We start from the raw sequence: 21,903 nt of genomic DNA, 5'->3' as shown, positions 1-21,903 counted from the left end.
GAAAGCCATCCATGACCGACGCGCCCAACTCTGCCGACCCCCAGTTGCTCCACCTCGTCATCGGCGGAGAGCTTCGCCACCTGGACGCCCCCGTGTTCCGCGACCTGTCCAAAGTCGAGTTTGTCGGGGCCTTCCCCAACTATGCCGAGGCCAAGGCGGCCTGGAAGGCCAGGGCCCAGGCCACGGTGGACAATGCCCACATGCGCTTCTTCATCCTGCACGCCCACCGGATGATCGATCCGCGCGGCGAGACGACCGGCGGCTGAACCCTCTTCATAATCGGCGAATGGCCTCTTCGACCAAAGGAGCGACACGATGATCCCGATCCTTATCGTTCTCGGCCTTCTGGCCGTCGGCGTCGCCATCGTCGCCCTCGCCACCCGACGCGCCCCCGGTGCCAGGTCGACCCCGGTCGATCCCGAAACGGGGTGGAACGATCCAACGACGCCCGCGCACGCGGTCAGGACTGACGACCCCTTTGCCCATGCGCCCCCGCCGGAGCCTTCGGTGCCCGGGCCGACCCGGACGTCCGGAGCGCACGCATGACGGTGTTCGGGACAACTCTGGGGGCCGAACAGATCGCCGGCCTCATCGCGCTGCTGGCCACGCTGGTCCTGTGGATCGCCGCACTGGGCCACGAGCGGGGCTATGCCCGCTGGTTCAAGTCGTGGGAAGCGGCGCGCAAGGCACGCCACGATGCCGAACGCGGCATCCAGCCACCCCCCTCCGACAAGCCCCCGACCGGCCCCTGGGGCTGAAGCCTACTCCCGCTTCAACAGCCGCTCCGTCAGCAGGGTCCCCCACCACGACGCCCGGAACCGTGTGCGCATCGCCCGGGGATCATAGGCGTCCGACTCGACCCACTCCAGGAAACCCACGCCGGTCGACGCCACCTCGTCGATGTAGGTCTCGACGAAATAGTCCAGCACGCCGGTCAACCCCTCCCGGCTGTGCAGATACCGCTTCGACAGCTCCTGCCGTGCGACCGAGATCGGCTCGCCCAGTCTGAAATGCCGGTAGAAGACCGCCATCAGCCCGGCCCGGTCCGCGCCGGACTTGCAGTGGATCAGGGCCGGATATTCGATCGAAGCGAACAGGTCCCGTGCCCGGCGCACCCGATCCTTCGACGGCGGATCGCGCGAATCGAGCGGGGCATCGATCAGGGTCAGGCCCAGCCGATCACACGCCTCCTTCTCCAGCCAGTAGTAGCCTTCGTCCCGCGCCCCGCGCAGATTGATGACCGTCCTGATCCCGTGCCGGGCCCAGCCTTCCAGCTGGCGCGGCGACGGCTGATTGGTGCGCACCAGATCCGGCCCGATCCAGTGGGCGTTCGAAAACGCCAGACGCAGAAAGGCGTGATCGTTCCAGAAGAAGTCCCGTCGCGCGGCCGCCAGCCCGTCCGGGGTCGAGACATCAAATCGCGCCATGGCCGTGAAATAGGCGATGGATGGCTCTCCGTCATCCCGTCCCGACGACCGAACGCTTGACTTGCGACCCCGGCCGTCCGACCTCGGGCCGATGAGTTCGCCCGTATCCGACGAGAAGGCCCCTCTGCGCCCTTTGCTGGCGCGGATCTGGCGTGACTACCTCTCGCATCACAAGGCGGCGCTGTTCACCTCGATCCTGTGCGCCGTCGCGGCGGGCGGCCTGAACGCTCTGACGCTGAAGCTGCTGGAGCCGGCCATCAACGGGCTGTTCGTCGATCCGGACGCGCCCATCAGGCTGTGGGGCCTGTTTCCCGTTCCGCCCGGCCAGACCCTGATCTGGATCCCCACAACGATCGTCGCCGTCGCCTTCCTCTGGACCCTCGCTTCGCTGGGCCAGGCCGCCCTGGTCAACCGGCTGGGTCACGGCATCGTCGGCGATATACAGGTCCGGCTGTTCGGGGCCATGATCCGCGCCGACCTGGCCCGCCTGCGCAGCCAGCACACCGGCAGCTTCGTGTCGTCGGTCCTGTTCGACGCCAATCTGGTTCGCGAGGCCTTCACCTCGGGCGTCGTCAACTACACCCAGAACGCGGTGACATTGCTGGCCGTGATCGTCGGCATGGCCTTCATCGACTGGCAGCTGACCCTGGTCGTATTGCTGGGCGTCCCCTTGATCAGCTTCGTGCTGCGACGGTTCTCCAAACGCACGCGCAAGGCCACGGTCGGCGCGATGAAGGAGACCGAAAGCCTCTCAACCGCCCTGATGGAAAACCTCGACGGGGTTCGCCTGATCAAGCTGGAGAACCGCGAGGCCGCCGAACAGGCCCGCGTCGGCGACGTCGTTGCCCGCCGCCAGAAGCACGTCATCAAGAGCGCCGACAGCCGTGCCTTCGCCGGGCCTTTCAGCAACCTCGTGGCCATGATCATCGTCGCCACCGTCATGGCCTATGCCGGCTGGAAGTCCCGCGACGGCGAGATGAGTGTCGGAGCCTTCGCCGCCTTCATCGGCCTGCTGATGCTGGCGGGCCAGTCGCTGCGTCAGGTGGTGAACCTGCAGACCGTGATGATCGAGGGCCTGACGGCTGCGCGTCGCCTGTTCGCCTCGCTGGATATCGAGCCGGAAATCCGTCAGGCCGCATCGCCCGTCCTTCTGCCCGAAGGCCCGGCCACCGTCGTGTTCGACCAGGTCTCCTTCGCCTATTCGTCCACGGCCCCGACGATATCGGACGTAGCCCTGACAGTCGCGCCGGGGGAGACGGTCGCCCTGGTCGGCCCGTCCGGTGGCGGCAAGTCGACCCTGCTCAGCCTCCTTCCGCGCTTCTACGACGTCACCGGCGGCTCCATTACCATCAACGGGGTCGATCTGCGCGACCTCAGCCTGACCGACCTGCGCGCCCGCATCGCCCTGGTGACCCAGGAGCCGTTCCTGTTCGACGACACCATCGCCGCCAACATCGCCTACGGCCGCCCGGGCGCGACGGTCGAACAGATCGCCGCGGCCGCCCGGTCCGCGGCCGCTCATGACTTCATCACTGCACTGCCGGAAGGCTACCAGACCCGTGCCGGCGAGGCCGGCATGCGCCTGTCTGGCGGCCAGCGTCAGCGAATCGCCATCGCCCGCGCTTTCCTGAAAGACGCACCCATCCTGCTGCTGGACGAGGCAACCTCTGCGCTCGATACCGAAAGCGAAGCCCTGGTACAGGTCGCGCTGGAGAGATTGATGGCCGGTCGCTCGACGTTGATGATTGCCCACAGACTGTCCACCGTTCAGCACGCCGACCGCATTCTGGTGCTCGAGGCCGGCCGCATCGTCGAGAGCGGCACCCATGCTGCGCTTGTCAGGAAAGGCGGTCTCTACAGCCGCCTGGCGCGTCAGCAGTCGCTGGACGGCACGCCCGCCGTCGCTACGGTCGCGTGACGTGCGGCCCCTTCGCAACCCGATCATCCAGATCATCCTGTCGTCCGTCCTGGCCGCCTGGATGCGGTTCTGCTTCGCCACGATCCGCTGGTCATACGAGGGCCGCGAGCATGCCGAGGGCGTCTGGGCGGCAGGCGGCGGCGTGCTCTGCACCTTCTGGCATTCGCGCATCGGGCTCTCGCCATCCTGCTGGCCTCTCGACAAGGCACAGCCCGCCAAGGCCCTGATTTCCCTCAGCCCCGATGGCCAGTTCATCGCCAGGGCCGTGGCGCTGCAGGGGTTTCCCGCCGTGCGCGGTTCGTCCGCCAACAAGGACAAGGCCGATGCGGCCAAGGGCGGATCCCGGGCCCTTCGCGACGGGCTGAAACAGCTCAGGATCGGGGCGCTCGCCGTCACGCCAGACGGTCCACGCGGACCGGTGCGGGTGATGGCCGAGGGCCTGCCGCTGATGGCCCGGATGTCCGGGGCACCGGTCCTGTTCATCGGCATGAGCTGCAATCCGGCCGTCCGCCTGAACAGTTGGGACCGCGCCCTGCTGCCCCTGCCCTTCGGCCGGGGAGCCATCGTCTATGACATCGCCCGTTTCCCCCCTGGAGCGGCCCTCTCGGACGTGACCGGCCCGTGGACCGGGCGGCTGACGGCCGTGGAGGCCCGCGCCGACGCGATGACGGGGCTGGAGCGGCTGTGACTTTGCCGCTCGCCGTCTATCGGCTGCTGACCCGCCTGCTGGAGCCCCTGGCACCGCGCCTGCTCGACGCCCGCGTCAAACAGGGCAAGGAGGACGCCGTCCGGGTCGACGAACGCCTCGGGGTCTCGCGTCTCGCCCGACCCGATGGCGACCTGGTCTGGCTGCATGGCGTCAGTGTGGGCGAGACCCTGTCGCTGCTGCCCGTGGTAGAGCGCTTGGTGGAGAGCCGCCCGGACCTGACGGTGATCGTCACCTCCGGCACGGTGACCTCTGCCGACCTGCTGGCCCGGCGCCTTCCGCCCGGCGTCATCCATCAGTTCGCCCCCGTCGATGGCCCGGATGCCGTCGCCGCATTTCTCGACCACTGGAGACCCTCCCTGGGCGTCCTGGTCGAGAGCGAGCTGTGGCCCAACCTGATCCTCGGCGCAGGCGCACGAAGGATTCCGCTGGCCCTCGTCAGCGCGCGGATCACCGAAAAGACCGCCCAAGGCTGGGGCCGCATTCCCGCGTCGGCGCGAGAACTACTGAAGGCCTTTGCCCTGATCATGCCCCAGGACGAGACCTCGGCAGATCGCCTGAAAGCGCTCGGTGCGCGCATCGACGGTCAGGTGAACCTGAAGCTCTCCGGTGGGCCGCTGCCGCACGACACGGCTGCCTTCACCACCCTCAGCGCCGCCATCGGGGATCGGCCGGTGATCGTCGCCGCCTCGACCCATGAGGGCGAGGAAATCGCCATCGTCCGCGCCCTCGATCGCCTCGCCGAACGCCTGTGCCTCATCATCGTCCCGCGCCACCCCGCGCGAGGGCCCGAGATCGCCACCACCCTCACCCGCGACGGCTACCGCTTCGCCCTGCGGTCCCGGGATGCCATGCCGGATGGCGAGACCGACCTCTATGTCGCCGACACCCTGGGCGAACTCGGCCTTTTTCTGCGTCTGGCCGACGTGGTCGTCATGGGCGGCTCGTTCGGCCCGGTCCTCGGTCGCGAGCCCTGGGGCGGACATAATCCGCTTGAGCCCGCCCGGCTGGGCAAACCCGCCGTCACCGGCCCCGACGCCTCGAACTGGCAGGCCGTGACCGCTGACCTGTCCTCAGCCGGTGGCCTGGCCGTGGTCGCCACACCGGGCGATCTGCCGGGCGTGGTATTGCCTCTGCTGAGCGATCCCTCCGCTGCCCGCGCCATGGGCGACCGGGGCCGCCGCGCCGCTGCAGAGGCGGGAGCCGGTCTGGACCGGCTGTGGGAGGCCCTGCAGCCCCTGCTCCCCCCGGTGCGCCGATGACCCTGTCCACGCCACGCTGGTGGTATGAACGGCATGGCCGCCATGGCCGCGTGGCCCGCACCCTGCTGAAACCCGTCTCCTGGATCTGGACCGCCGCCACCGCACGGCGGATCGCCCGTGCCACCCCCGTGGACGTCGGCATCCCGGTCCTCTCCATCGGCAATCTGACCGTCGGTGGATCGGGGAAGACCCCGGTCGCGCGGGAGGTCCTTCGGCTGCTCCGCACCGCAGGTATCGAGGCCCAGGCCCTGTCGCGCGGCTATGGCGGCCGTCTGGACGGGCCGGTCCGGGTCGACCCCGCCGTTCACACCGCCGCCGATGTCGGCGACGAACCCCTGATGCTTTCGGCAGAGGCGCCGGTCTGGATTGCCCGAGACCGCGTCGCCGGCGCGCGGGCCGCCGTGTCGGAGGGGGCTCGGGCGCTGGTCCTCGACGACGCTCACCAGAATCCGTCCCTGCACAAGACGCTCAGCCTGCTCGTCGTGGACGGCGAAACACGCGAGGGCGAATGGCCCTTCGGCGACGGGTCGGTGTTTCCGTCCGGCCCGATGCGGGAACCCATGGCGGCCGGTCTGGCCCGGGCCGATGCTGTCGTCGTTCTGCTGCCGGCCGACGCCCCGCCCGCCGATCCCGAACTGCTGGCGACCTTCGGTGCCCTGCCGACCTTCATCGCCCGTCTGGAGCCCGCCCAGGCCCCGCCCGCCGGTCCTCTGGTCGGGTTCGCGGGGATCGCCAAGCCGTGGAAAGTCGAGCGCGCCCTGAAGGCGGCTGGGGCCGAACTCCCCGACTTCGTGCCCTTCCCGGACCACGCCGCCTACCGGCCCGGGGATCTCGCCTTCCTCGCCGATCGCGCCGCCGTCTTCGACGCCGGTCTGATCACGACCGAGAAGGACTGGGTCCGTCTGCCGCCCGACTGGCGGACCCGCGTCACCTCATGGCCCGTCGCCGCCCGGTTCGAGGACGAGGCGGGGCTCAGGGCCCTGCTGGCTCACTCCTCGCGATAGACGACCCCGCCCTTCATCACGAAGGCCATGTGCTCCAGCCTGGTGACGTCGGTCAGCGGATCGCCCTCGACCGCCACGATGTCCGCAGGCATCCCGACCGCGATCCGACCCGCCTCGCCGGAAATCTGCAGGTGGGCCGCCGCGACATTGGTCGCCGCCTGGATCGCTTCCAGCGGCGACAGACCCGCCCGCACCAGCAGCGCGAACTCCTGGGCATTGTCGCCATGCGCCGAAACCCCGGAATCGGTCCCGAACGCGATCATGACCCCGCCGTCATGGGCCCGACGGGCCATGTCCACCATCTTCGGCCCGACCTCCAGCGCCTTGGCGGTCTGGGCCGGGGTGAAGAAGTTATCCGGCCCCGAGGCGACCCGTGCCACGAAGTCGCCCGCCAGCAGGGTCGGCACCAGATAGGCCCGGTGCGATCGGAACAGCCGGATCGATTCGTCGTCCAGATAGGTGCCGTGTTCGATCGAATCCCCGCCGGCCTCGAGGAAGGCGTTGATGCCGTCGGCTCCGTGGGCGTGGGCGGTCACCTGGCGACCCATCCGGTGCGCCACCTCGACGATGGCGGCCAGCTCGGCGTCCGTGAACTGCTGGGCCAGACCGGCAGCGGTATTGGACAGCACGCCCCCTGTTGCGGTGATCTTGATGATGTCGGCCCCGGCCCGGACCTGCAGCCGAACCGCCCGCATGCAGTCATCTGCGCCGGAACAGACGCTCTCGGGCGACAGCAGGTGCATGATGTCGTCGGTATAGCCGTTCACATCTCCATGTCCGCCATGGATCGATACGGATGAACCGGCCGCGATCACACGCGGTCCCACCACATCGCCCCGCCGGATTCCGTCGCGCAGCGCGAAGACGGCATCGTTGTTGCCGCCCAGATCGGCCACAGTGGTGAACCCGGCCATCAGCGTGCGCCGCGCGAACCCTGCCCCGATGATCGCGCTGTCTGCGGAATCGCGCGTCACGGCGTCCAGACGCCCCGACGGGCTCTGCTGCGACGTCAGATGCACGTGGCTGTCGATCAGGCCGGGCAGCACGAACGAGTCGCGCAGGTCGACCACATGACCCTCGCCGACGAAGCCGTCGCGGATTTCGGTGACCCGATTGCCGACGATCACGAGAGTTTTATCGCGCAGCACAATGCCGCTTTCGGGGTCCGCCAGAAGCCGCCCCGCCTGAACGAACGTGGTTTCGCCCGCCGCGGGTAAAGCCTGTGAGGTGGGGCCCTGCTGCGCCTGCGAAGAGCCTGCGATGGCCATGACGGCCATCGCGGCCACGAGTGCGAACTTCATCGATCTCTCCCCTTTTGTGTGGTCTCGACCATACGCGGGTCGGGAACAGAACCAAGGTCGCCCTTGAACGCGGGGCCGGATTTGTGAAACAAGTCGTTACTTCGGACAAACCGCTACGAGGGCGTCGCATGCGGCTATCGAGACGAGGTATGATTCTGGGCGGGTCGGCGATGCTCGCCGGTTGCGCCTCGGCACCCGCCGCCGTCACGCCGATCGTTCTGGCCCAGGCTCCGGCACCCCGTCCCCTGGCCCCGATCCCGCAGATCACCCCGCCGCCGCTCGACCCCCAGCGCCTGGTCCGCCCCGCCCTGATGGCCAGGGCCATGGCCGCCCTGGACGTCCATCACCCGCGCATCCCGCTGCGCGACCGGATGTACCTGGTCGATTTCCAGAAATTCTCCGGCGAGGAACGCCTCTATGAGGTCGATCTGATCGCCGGACGCGTCACCGCCTTCCGCACCTGCCACGGCCGCGGCTCCGACCCGGACCATTCCGGCTATGCCCGTACCTTCTCCAACCAGCCCGAGAGCTACATGTCCTCGGTCGGGGCCTTCGCCACCGCCGGGGCCGGCTGGGGATCGCAGCAGGGACCCAACGTCCTGCTGGACGGCCTCGAATACACCAACAACCTGGCGCGCGACCGCGCCATCATCGTCCACGGCGCGGACTATGCGGACCCCGCCTTCCTGGCCCGCGAGGGCAAGCTGGGCCGCAGCTACGGCTGCTTCTCCACCGCCCACACCGACCTGCCGATGCTGCGCGAGCGGATGGGCGAGGGCCGGCTGCTGTACGCCGCCGTCTGACGCCTACTTACGCTCCAGCGCCCGCCAGCCGATGTCGGTCCGGTTGAAGCCGCCCGGCCAGTCGATCATCCGCACCGCCTCATAGGCCCGCTCGCGCGCCTCGACGATATCCTTGCCCTCGGCGCAGATGTTCAGCACCCGCCCGCCGGCAGCCGTCAGCCTGCCGTCCGCGTCGCGGTGCGTCCCGGCGTGGAAGACCTGCACATGCGGGCCGAAGTCCTGCTCGGCCCCCTGGATGATCGTCCCCTCGGTCGGGTGGTCGGGATAGCCCTTGGCCGCCATCACCACGCAGATCACCGTCCCGGTCTTGAACACCGGCTCCGGTAGCCCCGACACATCCCCGAGCGCGCAGGCCAGCAGATAGGGCACGATGTCCCCCGCCATCCGCATCATCAGGACCTGGCATTCCGGGTCGCCGAAGCGGGCGTTGAACTCCACCACCCGCGGACCCTCGTCCGTCGACATCAGCCCGGCATAGAGCACCCCGCGATAGGGCGTCCCCTCCAGAGCCATGGCCTCCAGCGTCGGCTGAACGATCCGCTGGTTCGCCGCCGTCACCAGCGCCTCGTCGAACACCGGCGCGGGCGAATAGGCCCCCATGCCGCCCGTATTGGGCCCCAGGTCGCCGTCGAAGGCCCGCTTGTGATCCTGGGCTCCGCCGAACAGGACCGCGCGCTGGCCGTCGCACAGGGCGAACAGGGAGCCCTCCTCTCCCTCCATGAACTCCTCGATCACGACGCGCGCCCCGGCTGCCCCGAACCGGCCGCCCAGCATCCGCTCGATCTCGGCCTCGGCATCGGCCCGATCCGGGCTGATCGCCACGCCCTTCCCTGCCGCCAGCCCGTCGGCCTTGATCACATAGGGCGGCTTGAACACATTCAGCGCGGCCCTGGCATCCGCGACGCGGTCATAGACGCCATAGTGGGCCGTCGGGATCGCGTGCCGCGCCATGAAGGCCTTGGAAAAGGCCTTGGACGTCTCGAGTTGTGCCGCCCCGGCCGTCGGCCCGAAACAGGGAATGCCCGCCGCGTTCAACCGGTCGGCCAGCCCGGCCTCCAATGCCACCTCGGGACCGACCACCACCAGCCCGACCTTCAGCTCGCGCGCCAGTCGCGTCAGCCCCTCGGCGTCGCTGGCCTTGTAGTCCGACAGACAGGTCGCGACCCTGGCCATGCCGGGATTACCGGGCGCGCAGTAAAGCGTGTCGACCAGAGGCGACCGGCTGATTTTCCAGGCCAGGGCGTGCTCACGCCCCCCCGATCCGACGAGCAGGATATCCATGCCCGCGCAATGGCCGCGCCACGCCGGGCGGTCAAGGGCAGTGGGGCGTCAGAGGACTGCGGATGCCACATAGACGACCGCGCCCAGCAGCACGATCGCCATCAGGATCAACCAGATCGACACCGACGGATTGCCGCTGCGCCGGGCCAGATCGCGCTCGCGTGGGTCGTCGGTCTCTCGGGGAGGCATACGTTCATCGCTCATGACCGGGAAGCATAATCCCAATGCGGTGGTTTGCGCACGCGCCAACGCGCCATAGACTGCCCCCATGACCGACGACTACGTCTTCGCCGGGCCCGCCGAGGCCAAGCCTGCGCCCGCACGGGACAACAATCCCCCCCTGTCGATCTCCGAACTGTCCTTCGCCCTGAAGCGCACGCTGGAGGACCGGTTCGGCCATGTGCGGCTGCGGGGCGAGATCTCCAAGGTCAACCGCCACGCCTCGGGTCACATCTATCTGACGCTGAAGGACGACAAGTCCGCCATCGACGGCGTCGTCTGGAAGGGCTCCACCCGCGGCCTGGGCGTCCAGCCCGAGACGGGGCTGGAGGTCATCGTCACCGGCAAGATCACCTCCTATCCCGCCCGGTCCAGCTACCAGATCGTGATCGAATCGATGGAGGCGGCGGGGGCGGGTGCCCTGCTGGCGCAGCTGGAGCGGCTGAAGGTCAAGCTGTCCGGGGAAGGCCTGTTCGAGTCGGGCCGCAAACGCCCCATTCCGCTCTACCCCCGCATCATCGGCGTCATCACCAGCCCCACGGGGGCGGTCATTCGCGACATCCTGCACCGCATCGCCGAACGCTGGCCCTGCCATGTGATCGTCTGGCCCGTGGTCGTCCAGGGCGACGCGGCCTGTGGCCAGGTCGCGGCCGCCATCCGGGGCTTCGACGCCATGAGGCCGGACGGTCCCATCCCTCGCCCCGACCTGCTGATCGTCGCGCGCGGCGGCGGCTCGGTCGAGGATCTCTGGGGCTTCAACGACGAGGGCCTCGCCCGCACCGTGGCCGCCGCAACCCTCCCGATCATCTCGGCCGTAGGGCATGAGACCGACACCACCCTGATCGACTTCGTCTCCGACCGCCGCGCGCCCACGCCGACCGGCGCGGCCGAGATCGCAACGCCGGTGCTGGCCGACCTGCGGGCTGCCGTCACCGACCTCGAGCGCCGCCTCGACCGCGCGGGCGCTCGCCTGCTGGAGGATCGTCGCGTCCGCCTGCGCGCCGTCGCCCGGGGCCTGCCCGCCCGGCCGGAGGAACTGGTCGCTTTGGCCCAGCAGCGCCTCGACCATGCCGCCAGCCGTCTGGGGTCTGGCCTCGGACGCAATGTCGAACGGCATCATCGTCGGCTGGTCGGGGTCGGAGGCCGGTTCTCGTCCCGCCTGCTGGACCGCGCCGTCGAACAGCGAACGGCCCGACTGGACGGACAGGGCGGCCGTCTCGTCGCCGGTCTGGCCTCCAACGCGGCCCGGCATGAGCGTCGGCTGCTGCAGGTCAGCGGCAGACTGTCCCCCGCCCCGCTCCAGCATCGTCTGGAACAGCGCACGACCCGTCTGACGACCGCGACCGCCCGCCTTGATCGCCTTCCGCACCAGATGATCGATCGCGCCTCCGACCGCCTCGCCGCCCTCGCCCGCGCCCTTGCGAGCCTGGACCCCCGTCGTCCCAAACCTGGCTTCGCCCGGATCGATGACGAAACCGGACAGATGATCGCCTCCGCCGCCGCCCTGTCGCCGGGTCAGGCCGTCACCCTGAACTTCGCCGACGGAACCCGCGCGGCGACCATCGATGGCGCTGCGGCCGCTCCCAGATCGTCGATCAAGCCCCGCCCCGGCCCCGTCGACCAGGGCCGTCTGTTCTGATCGGCGAGAAGCCGTCTACAAACCCAGTCTGGCCTTCAGGATTTCGTTCACGCTGGCCGGGTTGGCCTTGCCGCCGGTGGCCTTCATGACCTGGCCGACGAACCAGCCGATGGCCTGGGGCTTGTCGGCGACCGCAGCGGCCTTGTCCGGATTGGCGGCGATGATTTCGTCCACCGCCTTTTCGATGGCCCCTGTGTCATTGACCTGGACCAGGCCGCGCGCCTCGACCACCTGACGGGGCGAGCCCTCGCCGGACCAGACGTGGTCGAACACCTCCTTGGCGATTTTGGAGGAGATGACCCCCTCCTCGATCAGGGCCACCAGCTCGCCGACATGGGCGGCAGGCAGCGGGCTCTGCGAGAAATCCTTGCCGTCCGCCGCCAGCCGCGCCGACAGCTCGTTGGTCACCCAGTTGGCCACCAGCTTGGCATCGCGCCCCCTGGCGGCCGCCTCGAAATAGTCCGCCTTGGCCTGCTCGGAGATCAGCACCACGGCGTCGTACTGAGACAGCCCATAGTCCGCAATCAGCCGCCGACGCTTGTCGTCCGGCAGTTCCGGCAGGTTCGCGCGGATCTCGTCGATCCAGGCCTGTTCCAGTTCAAGCGGCAACAGATCAGGATCGGGGAAATAGCGGTAATCGTTCGCTTCTTCCTTCGATCGCATGGACCGCGTCTCGCCGGCGGTCGGATCGTAAAGCCGGGTCTCCTGAACGATCTTGCCGCCGTCCTCCAGGATTTCGATCTGACGCCGGGCCTCATAGTTGATGGCCTGGGAAATGAACCGGAACGAGTTCACATTCTTGATCTCGCAACGGGTCCCCAAATGGCTGAAGTCACCCGTCGCCTTGAATTTTTCATAGTTTCCAGCGCGGCACACGGACACGTTCACATCAGCCCGCAGGTTGCCCTTCTCCATATCCCCGTCGCAGGTCCCCAGATAGATCAGGATGGTCCGGATCTTCTTGACGTAGGCGACCGCCTCCTCCGGCGACCGGATGTCCGGGCGCGAGACGATCTCCATCAGGGCCGTGCCCGCCCGGTTCAGATCGACATAGCTCTCCGTCGGCGACAGGTCGTGGATCAGCTTTCCGGCGTCCTGCTCCAGATGCAGCCGCTCGATGCCGACGTTGAAGAACGACCCGTCCTCGGCCTCCACTTCGACGACGCCTTCGCCGACGATCGGGAAATACAGCTGGCTGATCTGATAGCCCTGCGGCAGGTCGGGATAGAAATAGTTCTTCCGGTCAAACTGGCTGCGTTTGTTGATCACGGCCTTCAGCCCCAGCCCGGTCTTCACCGCCTGTTCGACGCAGTGGCCGTTCAGGGTCGGCAGCATGCCGGGAAAGCCCGCGTCTATCAGCGATACCTGCTCGTTCGGCCCCGCGCCGAAACCGACGGCCGCGCCGGAGAAGAGTTTGGCCTTCGACGCCACCTGGGCGTGGATCTCCAGCCCCATGACGATTTCCCAAAGGCCGGTGCGGCCCTGGATGAGCCTGGATGTCTCGAGCGTGTCAGTCATCGAACCAGATTAGCGCTCCGGGCGGAAATGCGAAAGTTCCTGTCTTGAGTGCGTCACGATTTCCGGGTCATTCTTCGTCCGATCTCCAACCAGGACCCTCTCGGATGCTGAAAGCCATCCTCGCCACCGCCGCGCTCGTCGCCGCTGCCACCGCCGCCTCGGCCCAGACCGCGCCGGCCACGCCGCCGGCCGACCAAGCCGCGGACGCGGCCCTCGCCACCCTGCCGCCCCTCGACGCCACGCTCAAGGACATCGCCGCCCTGCCGACCATCAACCACTCGATCAAGGCTCTGCTGGCCAATCCGGCCACCGCCTTCGTGCTCGAAAAGCACCTGCCCGGCGTGTCCCAGCATCCCGACCGACCCCTGTTCGAGGGCATGAACCTCCAAGAGGTCGCGGACCTGTCCGGCGGTGCCGTCGTCACCCAGGCGATCATCGCCGCCATCGACGCCGATCTGAATGACCTGCGCGGCCTCTGGAGTGAAATCATTCGGTGAAACCGGACTGGTCCTCAACGCCCGAGGATCAGTCCCTCACCACCAGCGGTCGGCCCTGCCCACGGCCGATTTGCAGGGCCCTGCTCTGGCCCTGGATCAGATTTTGACACTTGGTCCAGGTGTCGGTCGGGGTCACTAGCTGGCCGCGCAGGGGCCGAGGCGGAACGTTCTGTCTTGAGTGCGTCACGATTTCCGGGTCATTCTTCGTCCGATCTCCAACCAGGACCCTCTCAGATGCTGAAAGCCATCCTCGCCACCGCCGCGCTCGTCGCCGCTGCTACCACCGCCTCGGCCCAGACCGCGCCGGCCGCACCGCCGGCCGACCACGCCGCGCACGCGGACCACGCCGCCCTGCCGACCGTCAACTCCTCGATCAAGGATCTGCTGGAAAACCCGACCACCGCCGCCGTGCTCGAAAAGCACCTGCCGGGCGTGTCGCAGCATCCCGCCCGACCCCAGTTTCAGGACATGACGCTTGAACAGGTCGTGCCCATCTCTGGCGGCGCCCTCACCCAGACGATCGTTGACGCCATCGACGCCGATCTGAAAGCCTTGGCCGCCCAGCCCGCCCACTGAGTGAAACCGGACTGGTCCTCAACGCCCGAGGATCAGTCCCTCACCACCAGCGGTCGGCCCTGCCCACGGCCGATTTGCAGGGCCCTGCTCCGGCCCTGGATCAGATTTTGACACTTGGTCCAGGTGTCGGTCGGGGTCACTAGCTGGCCGCGCAGGGGCCGAGGCGGAACGTTCTGTCTTGAGCGCCTCAAGAACCACCTGTCATCCTTCGCTTTGTTTCGAGAGGATACCCATGAGCAAATTCGCCGCCGCCCTGTCCGCCGTCGCCCTCGTGGCCGGCACTCCCCTCACCGCCTCGGCCGTGCCGACAGTCATTGCGACCCAACACGTCTGCTCGGTGGATCATCAAATCGAAGCGACAAAATATCAACCGGTGTGTTGGGCTGTTGTCGAGAGGTACTGGCCCTCCATCAATCGTTTAATCGATGAGAGGTGGGAGGAGTATAGGAAAATGACTATCACTGAGCTTAATAGAAGTCTTGTAAACCATGGACCAGTCTCTGGCGTATTCCCCATGACCTTTGAGCAGTGGCGAGACTTGGACGAAGAATTTCGTCATATGGATGAGTTCGCCTGGCGCTCGTCGATGGAATACCATCATCCTAATGAGGTCCATTAGTGCGCCTACCACCCCGTCTGCGGCCGGACCAAAAATCCGGCCGCGTTTTCCAGCGCCGCGCCCACCTGGAAGACGGTCGCCTCGTCCAGCGCCTTGCCGATCACCTGAAGACCCAGGGGCAGGCCGTTGGAATCCAGACCCGCAGGCACGGAAATCCCCGGCAGGCCGGCCAGATTGGCCGTCACCGTGAAGACGTCGTTCAGATACATCGTCACCGGGTCGATCTGTTTGTCGCCGATAGCGAAGGCGGCTGACGGGGTGGACGGCGTCAGGATGGCGTCCACCTGGCCCCAGACCCTGTCGAAATCCTCGGCGATCCGGCGGCGCACCTTCAGCGCCCGGACATAGTAGGCGTCGTAGAAACCCGCCGACAGCACATAGGCCCCGATCACCAGCCGCCGCTTGACCTCGGTGCCAAAGCCCTCGGCCCGGCTGGTCTCGTACAGATCCGTCAGGGACGAGGCCTTTTCCGCCCGGTGCCCGAACCGCATCCCGTCATAGCGGGCCAGGTTCGACGACGCCTCGGCGGGGGCCACGATATAATAGGTCGGCAGGGCGTATTTGGTGTGCGGCAGGCTGATGTCGACGATCTCGCAGCCGGCGTCCTTCAGCCAGGCCACGCCCTGATCCCACAGGGCCTGGATCTCGGCGGGCATGCCGTCCACCACATACTCGCGTGGCACCCCGATCCGCAGGCCCTTAACCGACTGGCCGACCGAAGTGGTCCAGTCCGGCGTCGGGACATCAAGGCTGGTGGAGTCCTTCACATCGAAAGAACACATGGACCGCAGCATCAGGGCCGCGTCCTCGACCGTCTTCGTGATCGGCCCGGCCTGATCCAGAGACGAGGCGAACGCCACCATGCCGAACCGGCTGGCCCGGCCATAGGTCGGCTTGATCCCGACCGTTCCGGTGAAGGCGGCGGGCTGGCGGATCGATCCGCCGGTGTCCGACGCCGTCGCGGCCAGGCACAGGTCCGATGCCACCGCTGACGCCGACCCGCCCGAGCTTCCGCCCGGGGTCAGGTCTGCGTTCGAGGCCTTTGATTTCCAAGGGTTCAGGACCGGCCCGAACGCAGAGGTCTCGTTCGACGAGCCCATGGCGAACTCGTCCATGTTCAGCTTGCCCAGCATTACCGCCCCGTCGCGCCACAGGTTGGCGGTCACGGTCGATTCATAGGGCGGCACGAACCCGCGCAGCATGTTGGACCCGGCCGTCGTCTGCACGCCCTCGGTGCAGAACAGGTCCTTGATGCCCAGCGGCGCGCCTTCCAGGGCACCGGCGTCGCCCGAGGCGATCCGCGCGTCGGAGGCTTTGGCCATCGCCATCGCCTTGTCGGCGGTCACCTGGACATAGGCGTTCAGCGTCGGGTTGGCGGCCTCGATGTTCGAGAGGAAAGCGCGTGTGATCTCCTCGGACGAAAAGGCCCTGGCCTTCAGCCCGTCGACCGCGGCCTTCAGGGTGAGCTTGGTCAGGTCCGACATCTATTCGACCACCTTGGGCACGACATAGAAGCCGTCGGCAGACTTCGGCGCATTCGACAGCACCGCCTCGACCCGCGCACCGTCGGTGACGACGTCGTCGCGCAGCCGCAGCGGCTGGGCGACGTTCGACGTCATCGGCTCGACGCCCGCCACATCGACCTCGTTCAGCTGGTCGATCCAGGCCATGATGGCGTTCAGTTCGCCGGCCAGGGGCTCCAGCCGGTCGTCGGGGGTCTTGATGCGGGCGAGGTGGGCGACCTTCCTCACCGTCGCGGCGTCGATGGCCATGCGGCCCTCCAGTCGAGAGGTTTAGCGGGCGGGATTAGCCGCCCGCCCCCCGACGCACAAGGACCGCCCCGCACAAGTTGCCGCCCGTCAGGACGCAGGCGTCACCGTGATCGACGTCGGGGTCTCGCCCTCGGCCGGCACGGTCCAGGACACGATCACCTTGCGATGGCGGCTGCCGATCTCGGCCGTCGCCTCGTTCAGGGTGCTCTCGTGCAGGTCAAGGTCGACCCGCCCTGCCGAGGACGACAGCACGGTGTAATCCAGAAAATCGCCCAGCCTGAACACGGCCCATCCATCTGCGGGACTGCCGAAGAAGGCGATGTAGCTGTACAGGCCGTTCATCGCCGGATCGCCGCCGGCGGTGCCGAACATCTTGGCCCCGTCCTCGGCCACCCAGTCGACCCGCACGACGCTGGCGGCCGACATCAGGCCGTCGTCCCCGGCCTCCACGGACAGGGTCTTGGGCGCGCCCGCTGCGGTCAGCGGAGCGGCTTGCGGGGTGGCGGCCGCCTCCGTCGTCGTCGTGACCTTGACCTCCGGCTGGGCATTGCAGGCCGTGGCGGCCATCACGCCGGCCAGGGCGGCGGCCAGAACCCGGTAACGCGACATGGATAGCCCTCCGTTGTGGTTAAGGGCACCCTCGCCTTTGACAGCCGGAATGGCAACGCCTACCGCCCCGACTGTGCCCGTCCTGAATCTCACCGACCTCGCCGCCGCCTGCCCGCCCGACACCGCCTGGATGGGGCTGGACCTGGGGGAGACGACCATCGGCGTGGCCACGTCCGACACCTCGCGCATGATCGCCAGCCCGCTGGAGCTGATCCGCAAATCCAGATTCACGGCCGAGGCACAGGCCCTGTTCAGGCTGATGGACCACAGGAAGGTCTCGGCTCTCATCATCGGCCTGCCGGTCAACATGGACGGCACCGAGGGGCCCCGCGCCCAGTCCTGTCGAGCCTTCGCCCGCAATCTGGAGCGGTTCCGGCCGGTCAACGTGGCCTTCTGGGACGAGCGCCTGTCCACCTCGGCCGTCGAGCGGTTCCTGATCGGGGAACTGGACCTGTCCCGCAAACGCCGTGCGGACGTCGTGGATCGCACCGCCGCCGCCTGGATCCTCCAGGGGGCGCTGGACCGGGTCAGGAACGGCTGATGCTGGCCCTGATCGCCGGCGTCGTCCCGGTCTTTATCCTGATCGCCATCGGATATGGCCTGCGAAAATCCGACTTCCTGCCCGACGCCACCTGGCGGCCGATCGAGAAGCTGTCGATCAACCTTCTGTATCCCGGCTTCCTGATCCCGGCGATCTGGAACGCCGACCTGTCGGGCGCCAGCGCGGGCGCGGCGGGCGGATCGGCGGTCACGGCCGTCCTCATCGTCGGCGCACTGACCCTGCTGGCCAGGCCGCTGCTGAAGATCGACGGTCCGGCCTTCACCAGTGTGTTCCAGGGCACCATTCGCTGGAACAGCTTCGTCTTCCTGCCGGTCATCCAGTCCGTCTACGGGGCCGAGGGCCTCGCCCTGGCCGCTGTCATGATCGCTTGCATCATCCCGGTGACCAACATCGCCTGCGTCGCCGTCCTGGCCCGCTGGGGCACCGACCAGCACGGTGTGTCGCCGCTGGCCCTGGCGAAGGCCATGCTGGCCAATCCGATCCTGGTCGCCTGCCTGACCGGGCTGGCGCTGAACGTCCTCCACGTCCCGCCCATCCCGGGTATTTCCGACACCTTGAAGCTGCTGGGCGGTGCCGCCCTTCCGCTGGGCCTGATCGTCGCGGGCGCGGGCCTGAGTTTCGCCGAGGTGGCGCGGCGCAAATGGACCGTCGTGGGCGTCACCGTGGTCAAGCTGATGGTCATGCCGCCCCTGATGTGGGGCCTGTGCGTGCTCTATGGCGGCGACGAACTGGCCCAGGCGACCGCCCTGCTGTGCGGCGCAGCGCCCGGCGCGGCGGCCGCCTATCTGCTGGCCCGTCAGATGGGCGGCGATGCGCCCCTGATGGCCGGGATCATCGCCCTGACCACGGTCGGCAGCGCGCTCGGCATCCCCGTGGCCCTCGCCCTGTTCCATCTGGCGTAAGACCCGTCTATAGCCGGGCTTTGATGACCCATACCGCTGTCGCCGCCGACCTGATCGCCGACCGGCTGGTCCCGTTTCCGAAACCCCATTTCCTGGCCGCGGGCGACCTCAATCCGCCGTTCACGCTTGCCCTGCTCGATCTCGCCGACGTCTTCGTCGATCTGAACCGCGAATCGACCAAGGGGCTGGACCTGCTGCGCGGCCGCACGGTTCTGAACCTGTTCTTCGAGAATTCGACCCGGACGAGTTCCTCGTTCGAGATCGCGGCCAAACGGCTGGGGGCGGACGTCGTCACCATGCCGGTCCAGGCCTCCTCGGTGAAGAAGGGCGAGACCCTGATCGACACCGCCGTTACACTGAACGCCATGCGCCCCGACATCCTGGTCGTGCGCCATTCGGCCTCCGGCGCCGCCGCCCTGTTGTCGCAGAAGGTCGGCTGCGCGGTCGTCAATGCCGGTGACGGTCGACACGAACATCCCACCCAGGCTCTGCTGGACCTGCTTAGCCTGCGCCGCGCGTTCGGCGATGTCGGCGGCCTGACGGTGGCCATCTGCGGCGACATCGCCCACAGCCGGGTCGCGCGCTCCAATGTCGCCCTGCTGTCGATGATGGGGGCCCGCGTCCGCCTGATCGGCCCGCCGACGCTCGTCCCCGGCGACGCCGATCGCTGGGGCTGCGAGGTCTTCCACGACATGCGCGAGGGGCTGAAGGGCTGCGACGTCGTGATGATGCTGCGCCTGCAGCTGGAGCGGATGGACGGGGCGCTCGTCCCCTCGACCCGCGAGTATTTCCGCTTCTGGGGCCTGGACCGCGAAAAACTCGCCTGGGCCAACCCCGGCGCGAAGGTCATGCATCCCGGGCCGATGAACCGGGGTGTGGAGATCGATTCCGACGTCGCCGACGACCTGACCGTCTCCCTGATCCAGGATCAGGTCGAAATGGGCGTCGCCGCCCGAATGGCCGTCCTCGCCTCCCTCTCGACCCGGCTGGAGGGCGCGGCATGACCAGCCTCTCGATCGTCAACGCCCGCCTGCTGGATCCCGCCTCGGACTATGACGGTCCCGGCGCGGTCCTGATCGAGGACGGCGTCATCACCCATGTCGAGCGCGGCCCCGCGACGCCCACGGCAGATCGCGTCATCGACGCCGGGGGCCTGTGCCTGTCGCCCGGCCTGATCGACATCCGCGTCCGCACCGGCGAGCCGGGGGCCGAGCCCAAGGAGACGCTCAAGTCCGCCAGCCTGTCGGCCGCCGCCGGGGGCGTGACCACCATCGTCATCCAGCCCGACACCGACCCCGCCGTCGACGATCCGGCCATGGTCGACTTCATCCAGCGTCGGGGCGCGGCCCTGAATCTGGTCAACGTCCGCGTCGCCGGGGCCGCCACCCGGGCCCGCGACGGAAAGCGGATGGCCGAGATCGGCCTGATGCACGAGGCCGGCGCACTCTATTTCACCGATGGCGACCACGTCATCGCCGACAGCCGGGTGCTGTCGCGGATCATGGCCTACGCCTCGGCCTTCAACGCCCTGATCGCCTGCCGCCCCGCCGACCCCTGGCTTTCGGAAGGTGCCGTGGCCACCTCGGGCGAACTGGCCACCCGGCTCGGTCTGTCCGGCGCGCCCGCCATCGCCGAACGCATCCAGCTGGAGCGCGATCTCGCCCTTGTCGAACAGACCGGGGCCCGCTTCCTGGTCGACCAGATCTCCACCGAGGCGGCGCTCGAGGTCCTGGCCCGCGCCCGGGGGCGGGGACTGGAGGTCGCGGCCAGCGTCTCGATCAACCACCTGTGCTTCAACGAGATCGATATCGGCGACTACCGGACCTTCTTCCGGCTGGACCCGCCGCTGCGTCCCGAGAGCGATCGCCGCGCCCTGATCGAGGCGGTCCGCGACGGTCTGATCGAGGCGATCACCTCGGCCCACACCCCCGCCCCCGCCGAGGACAAGCGCCGCCCTTTCGCGGAAGCCGCGCCGGGTGCCGTCGGTCTGGAGACCCTGCTGCCGGCCGCCCTCGGCCTGCATCACGAGGAAGGCCTCGACCTGCTCGACGTGCTGCGTCCCCTGACCCACGGCCCCGCGACCCTGCTGGGCCTCGACGCCGGCACGCTCGCCCCCGGAGCGCCTGCGGACCTGATCCTGTTCGACCCCGCCGCCCCGGTGGTTGTCGATGCGGCGACGCTGCGGTCGAAGTCGAAGAACTCTCCCTTCGACGGCCGCCGCCTTCAGGGCCGCGTCGAGATGACGGTCGTCGGCGGGCGGACCGTCTATTCGACCTGACTAACGCGCGCACCGCCCCACTGCCGCCAGTTCCGCACCCAGCACGCCCTTCACCGCCAGAGGCGCGTCGGTCGCGATCACGGTGACGCCCTGCTCGAACAGCGCCCGATACTCCGACACATCCCCATCGGCCGCATAGACGTCGTCCAGCCGTCGCCCCGGTGCGCCCAGGGTTCCGAACTGCGCCTCCACGCCCCGCTCGCCGACCGCTCGCCACAGAGCGGGCCTGGGCTCGCCGGCCCCTGTCCAGGCCAGGATCTGCGCCGCGTTCAGACCGTCCAGACCGGAGACATCGTCCAGTCCGGCCGAGATCATCATCTCGGGGGCCAGGGCCGCCACCGCCCGCGCGCTTTCGGCCGTATAGGTGATCAGGATCACCCGCGCCTGCGCCCCCGAGCGCCGCACCTGATCCACGACCTGACGCGCCAGGGCCAGGGTCGCCGCCTCGCTGGACGGCTTCAGATCGATCGAGGCGATGGCGCCGACCCGCCCGGCCGCCGCCAGCGCCTCCTCCAGCGTCGGCGGGGCGGCATCGGTCAGCGTGCCGTCGGGTGCCCTCAGCCGCGCGGCCTTCACCTGGGCCAGCGTATTGTCCGCGACCCGCCCCCGCCCCGTCGTCGTCCGGTCCAGACTGTCGTCGTGCATCATCACCAGCACCCCGTCCCGGGTCAGGGTCGCGTCCATCTCCAGGATCGCGCCTGGAATGGCGCGCCCGGTCGCCTCGATGGCCTGGATGGAGTTCTCCGGCTGATCCTCGCCCGACTGGGCCCGGTGCGCCGAGATCGCGATACCGCCACGCTCGCGCACGCAGTCGAAATAGGCAGCCAGCTGTGGGGCGGATGCGGGTGCAACCGGCGGCGCGCCAGCACATCCGGCGACGGTCGAAGCCATCAGAACGGTCGCAAGCGAAAGACGGATCATGGCAACACCGGAAGCAGCAGCGGATTGAGGCCCTCATATCCTTCGATCGGATCGCCCGTAACCCCTTCCACCCTTGCTCCGGACCCGCC

The 21,903-nt window shown here is 68.4% G+C and carries 25 protein-coding genes; 16 read left to right on the top strand and 9 right to left on the bottom strand.

Translation table 11 applies throughout. The features are described from left to right. Positions 1-11 precede the first annotated feature (11 nt). The 3 genes from HZ989_RS09425 to HZ989_RS09415 are packed head-to-tail and all read left to right on the top strand — an operon-like array spanning position 12 to position 758. On the top strand, positions 12-266 hold the full coding sequence (locus tag HZ989_RS09425; protein ID WP_209320592.1) for a DUF4170 domain-containing protein: 255 nt from the start codon (positions 12-14) through the stop codon (positions 264-266). Positions 267-315: 49 nt separating this feature from the next. After that, positions 316-546 carry a hypothetical protein gene (locus tag HZ989_RS09420; protein ID WP_209320591.1) on the top strand — a complete coding sequence of 77 codons (231 nt, stop codon included), beginning with the start codon at positions 316-318 and terminating at the stop codon, positions 544-546. Next, entirely contained in the window at positions 543-758 is a 216-nt protein-coding gene (locus HZ989_RS09415) for a hypothetical protein (RefSeq protein WP_209320590.1), read from the top strand. The genes HZ989_RS09420 and HZ989_RS09415 overlap by 4 nt, the downstream gene beginning before the upstream one ends. Before the next feature lie 3 nt (positions 759-761). Here HZ989_RS09415 and HZ989_RS09410 read toward each other — a convergent pair whose 3' ends face one another. Further along, positions 762-1,427 (bottom strand): beta-lactamase hydrolase domain-containing protein, encoded by a 666-nt coding sequence (locus tag HZ989_RS09410; RefSeq protein ID WP_209320589.1) that lies wholly within the window; start codon positions 1,425-1,427, stop codon positions 762-764. Positions 1,428-1,518: 91 nt separating this feature from the next. Here HZ989_RS09410 and HZ989_RS09405 point away from each other — a divergent pair, with 91 nt between their 5' ends. From HZ989_RS09405 to lpxK, 4 genes are read left to right on the top strand one after another with little or no spacing between them, the layout of a single operon-like run. Further along, a complete protein-coding gene (locus HZ989_RS09405; protein WP_209320588.1) occupies positions 1,519-3,345 on the top strand; it encodes an ABC transporter ATP-binding protein in 1,827 nt (608 codons plus the stop codon). Position 3,346: 1 nt separating this feature from the next. Then, entirely contained in the window at positions 3,347-4,033 is a 687-nt protein-coding gene (locus HZ989_RS09400) for a lysophospholipid acyltransferase family protein (RefSeq protein ID WP_209320587.1), read from the top strand. Then, complete coding sequence (locus HZ989_RS09395; protein WP_209320586.1) at positions 4,030-5,313, top strand: 3-deoxy-D-manno-octulosonic acid transferase; 1,284 nt, start codon at positions 4,030-4,032, stop codon at positions 5,311-5,313. Before HZ989_RS09400 ends, HZ989_RS09395 begins: the two co-directional genes overlap by 4 nt. Then, positions 5,310-6,317: a tetraacyldisaccharide 4'-kinase gene (lpxK, locus tag HZ989_RS09390; RefSeq protein ID WP_209320585.1), complete on the top strand. Its 1,008-nt coding sequence runs from the start codon at positions 5,310-5,312 to the stop codon at positions 6,315-6,317. Before HZ989_RS09395 ends, lpxK begins: the two co-directional genes overlap by 4 nt. Here lpxK and HZ989_RS09385 read toward each other — a convergent pair. Beyond that, positions 6,302-7,618: an amidohydrolase family protein gene (locus tag HZ989_RS09385; RefSeq protein ID WP_209320584.1), complete on the bottom strand. Its 1,317-nt coding sequence runs from the start codon at positions 7,616-7,618 to the stop codon at positions 6,302-6,304. The genes lpxK and HZ989_RS09385 overlap by 16 nt on opposite strands. Positions 7,619-7,767: 149 nt before the next feature. Here HZ989_RS09385 and HZ989_RS09380 point away from each other — a divergent pair, with 149 nt between their 5' ends. Further along, positions 7,768-8,421: a murein L,D-transpeptidase catalytic domain-containing protein gene (locus tag HZ989_RS09380; RefSeq protein WP_245162331.1), complete on the top strand. Its 654-nt coding sequence runs from the start codon at positions 7,768-7,770 to the stop codon at positions 8,419-8,421. Positions 8,422-8,424: 3 nt separating this feature from the next. Here HZ989_RS09380 and purD read toward each other — a convergent pair whose 3' ends face one another. After that, positions 8,425-9,702, bottom strand: coding sequence for a phosphoribosylamine--glycine ligase (purD, locus tag HZ989_RS09375; RefSeq protein ID WP_209320582.1), 1,278 nt, complete (start codon positions 9,700-9,702; stop codon positions 8,425-8,427). Between the two features lie 48 nt (positions 9,703-9,750). Further along, entirely contained in the window at positions 9,751-9,906 is a 156-nt protein-coding gene (locus HZ989_RS09370) for a hypothetical protein (RefSeq protein WP_209323159.1), read from the bottom strand. A gap of 64 nt (positions 9,907-9,970) precedes the next feature. Between HZ989_RS09370 and xseA the strand changes: the two genes are divergently transcribed. Continuing rightward, positions 9,971-11,560: an exodeoxyribonuclease VII large subunit gene (gene xseA, locus HZ989_RS09365; RefSeq protein WP_209320581.1), complete on the top strand. Its 1,590-nt coding sequence runs from the start codon at positions 9,971-9,973 to the stop codon at positions 11,558-11,560. Between the two features lie 15 nt (positions 11,561-11,575). On the opposite strand, the gene gatB is transcribed toward xseA, so the two are convergent. After that, positions 11,576-13,078, bottom strand: coding sequence for an Asp-tRNA(Asn)/Glu-tRNA(Gln) amidotransferase subunit GatB (gatB, locus tag HZ989_RS09360; RefSeq protein WP_209320580.1), 1,503 nt, complete (start codon positions 13,076-13,078; stop codon positions 11,576-11,578). A gap of 104 nt (positions 13,079-13,182) precedes the next feature. On the opposite strand from gatB, the gene HZ989_RS09355 reads away from it, so the two are divergent. The 3 genes from HZ989_RS09355 (at position 13,183) to HZ989_RS09345 (ending at position 14,770) form a co-directional block, all read left to right on the top strand. Continuing rightward, positions 13,183-13,575 (top strand): hypothetical protein, encoded by a 393-nt coding sequence (locus tag HZ989_RS09355; protein WP_209320579.1) that lies wholly within the window; start codon positions 13,183-13,185, stop codon positions 13,573-13,575. A gap of 234 nt (positions 13,576-13,809) precedes the next feature. Continuing rightward, positions 13,810-14,151 carry a hypothetical protein gene (locus HZ989_RS09350; RefSeq protein ID WP_209320578.1) on the top strand — a complete coding sequence of 114 codons (342 nt, stop codon included), beginning with the start codon at positions 13,810-13,812 and terminating at the stop codon, positions 14,149-14,151. 232 nt (positions 14,152-14,383) lie between these two features. Further along, positions 14,384-14,770 (top strand): hypothetical protein, encoded by a 387-nt coding sequence (locus HZ989_RS09345; RefSeq protein WP_209320577.1) that lies wholly within the window; start codon positions 14,384-14,386, stop codon positions 14,768-14,770. 5 nt (positions 14,771-14,775) lie between these two features. Here HZ989_RS09345 and gatA read toward each other — a convergent pair whose 3' ends face one another. The 3 genes from gatA to HZ989_RS09330 form a co-directional block, all read right to left on the bottom strand. Continuing rightward, complete coding sequence (gatA, locus tag HZ989_RS09340; RefSeq protein ID WP_209320576.1) at positions 14,776-16,254, bottom strand: Asp-tRNA(Asn)/Glu-tRNA(Gln) amidotransferase subunit GatA; 1,479 nt, start codon at positions 16,252-16,254, stop codon at positions 14,776-14,778. After that, complete coding sequence (gatC, locus tag HZ989_RS09335) at positions 16,255-16,542, bottom strand: Asp-tRNA(Asn)/Glu-tRNA(Gln) amidotransferase subunit GatC (RefSeq protein WP_209320575.1); 288 nt, start codon at positions 16,540-16,542, stop codon at positions 16,255-16,257. An 87-nt stretch (positions 16,543-16,629) separates the two neighbouring features. Continuing rightward, entirely contained in the window at positions 16,630-17,151 is a 522-nt protein-coding gene (locus HZ989_RS09330; protein ID WP_209320574.1) for a hypothetical protein, read from the bottom strand. A 73-nt stretch (positions 17,152-17,224) separates the two neighbouring features. On the opposite strand from HZ989_RS09330, the gene ruvX reads away from it, so the two are divergent. From ruvX to pyrC, 4 genes are read left to right on the top strand one after another with little or no spacing between them, the layout of a single operon-like run. After that, positions 17,225-17,692 (top strand): Holliday junction resolvase RuvX, encoded by a 468-nt coding sequence (ruvX, locus tag HZ989_RS09325; protein WP_209323088.1) that lies wholly within the window; start codon positions 17,225-17,227, stop codon positions 17,690-17,692. Continuing rightward, positions 17,692-18,615 (top strand): AEC family transporter, encoded by a 924-nt coding sequence (locus HZ989_RS09320; protein ID WP_209320573.1) that lies wholly within the window; start codon positions 17,692-17,694, stop codon positions 18,613-18,615. Before ruvX ends, HZ989_RS09320 begins: the two co-directional genes overlap by 1 nt. Positions 18,616-18,638: 23 nt before the next feature. Then, a complete protein-coding gene (locus HZ989_RS09315) occupies positions 18,639-19,619 on the top strand; it encodes an aspartate carbamoyltransferase catalytic subunit (RefSeq protein ID WP_209320572.1) in 981 nt (326 codons plus the stop codon). Then, positions 19,616-20,893, top strand: coding sequence for a dihydroorotase (gene pyrC / locus HZ989_RS09310; protein WP_209320571.1), 1,278 nt, complete (start codon positions 19,616-19,618; stop codon positions 20,891-20,893). The genes HZ989_RS09315 and pyrC overlap by 4 nt, the downstream gene beginning before the upstream one ends. Here pyrC and HZ989_RS09305 read toward each other — a convergent pair whose 3' ends face one another. After that, positions 20,894-21,814, bottom strand: a complete 921-nt coding sequence (locus tag HZ989_RS09305; RefSeq protein WP_209320570.1) for a glycerophosphodiester phosphodiesterase family protein — start codon at positions 21,812-21,814, stop codon at positions 20,894-20,896. Positions 21,815-21,903: the final 89 nt, after the last annotated feature.

Origin of the sequence: Brevundimonas sp. AJA228-03, from assembly GCF_017795885.1 — a bacterium.
In the GTDB taxonomy this organism is placed as follows: Bacteria; Pseudomonadota; Alphaproteobacteria; order Caulobacterales; family Caulobacteraceae; genus Brevundimonas.
Note: the sequence above shows the minus strand (reverse complement) of the source record. Positions and strands in the feature narration are given on the sequence as shown.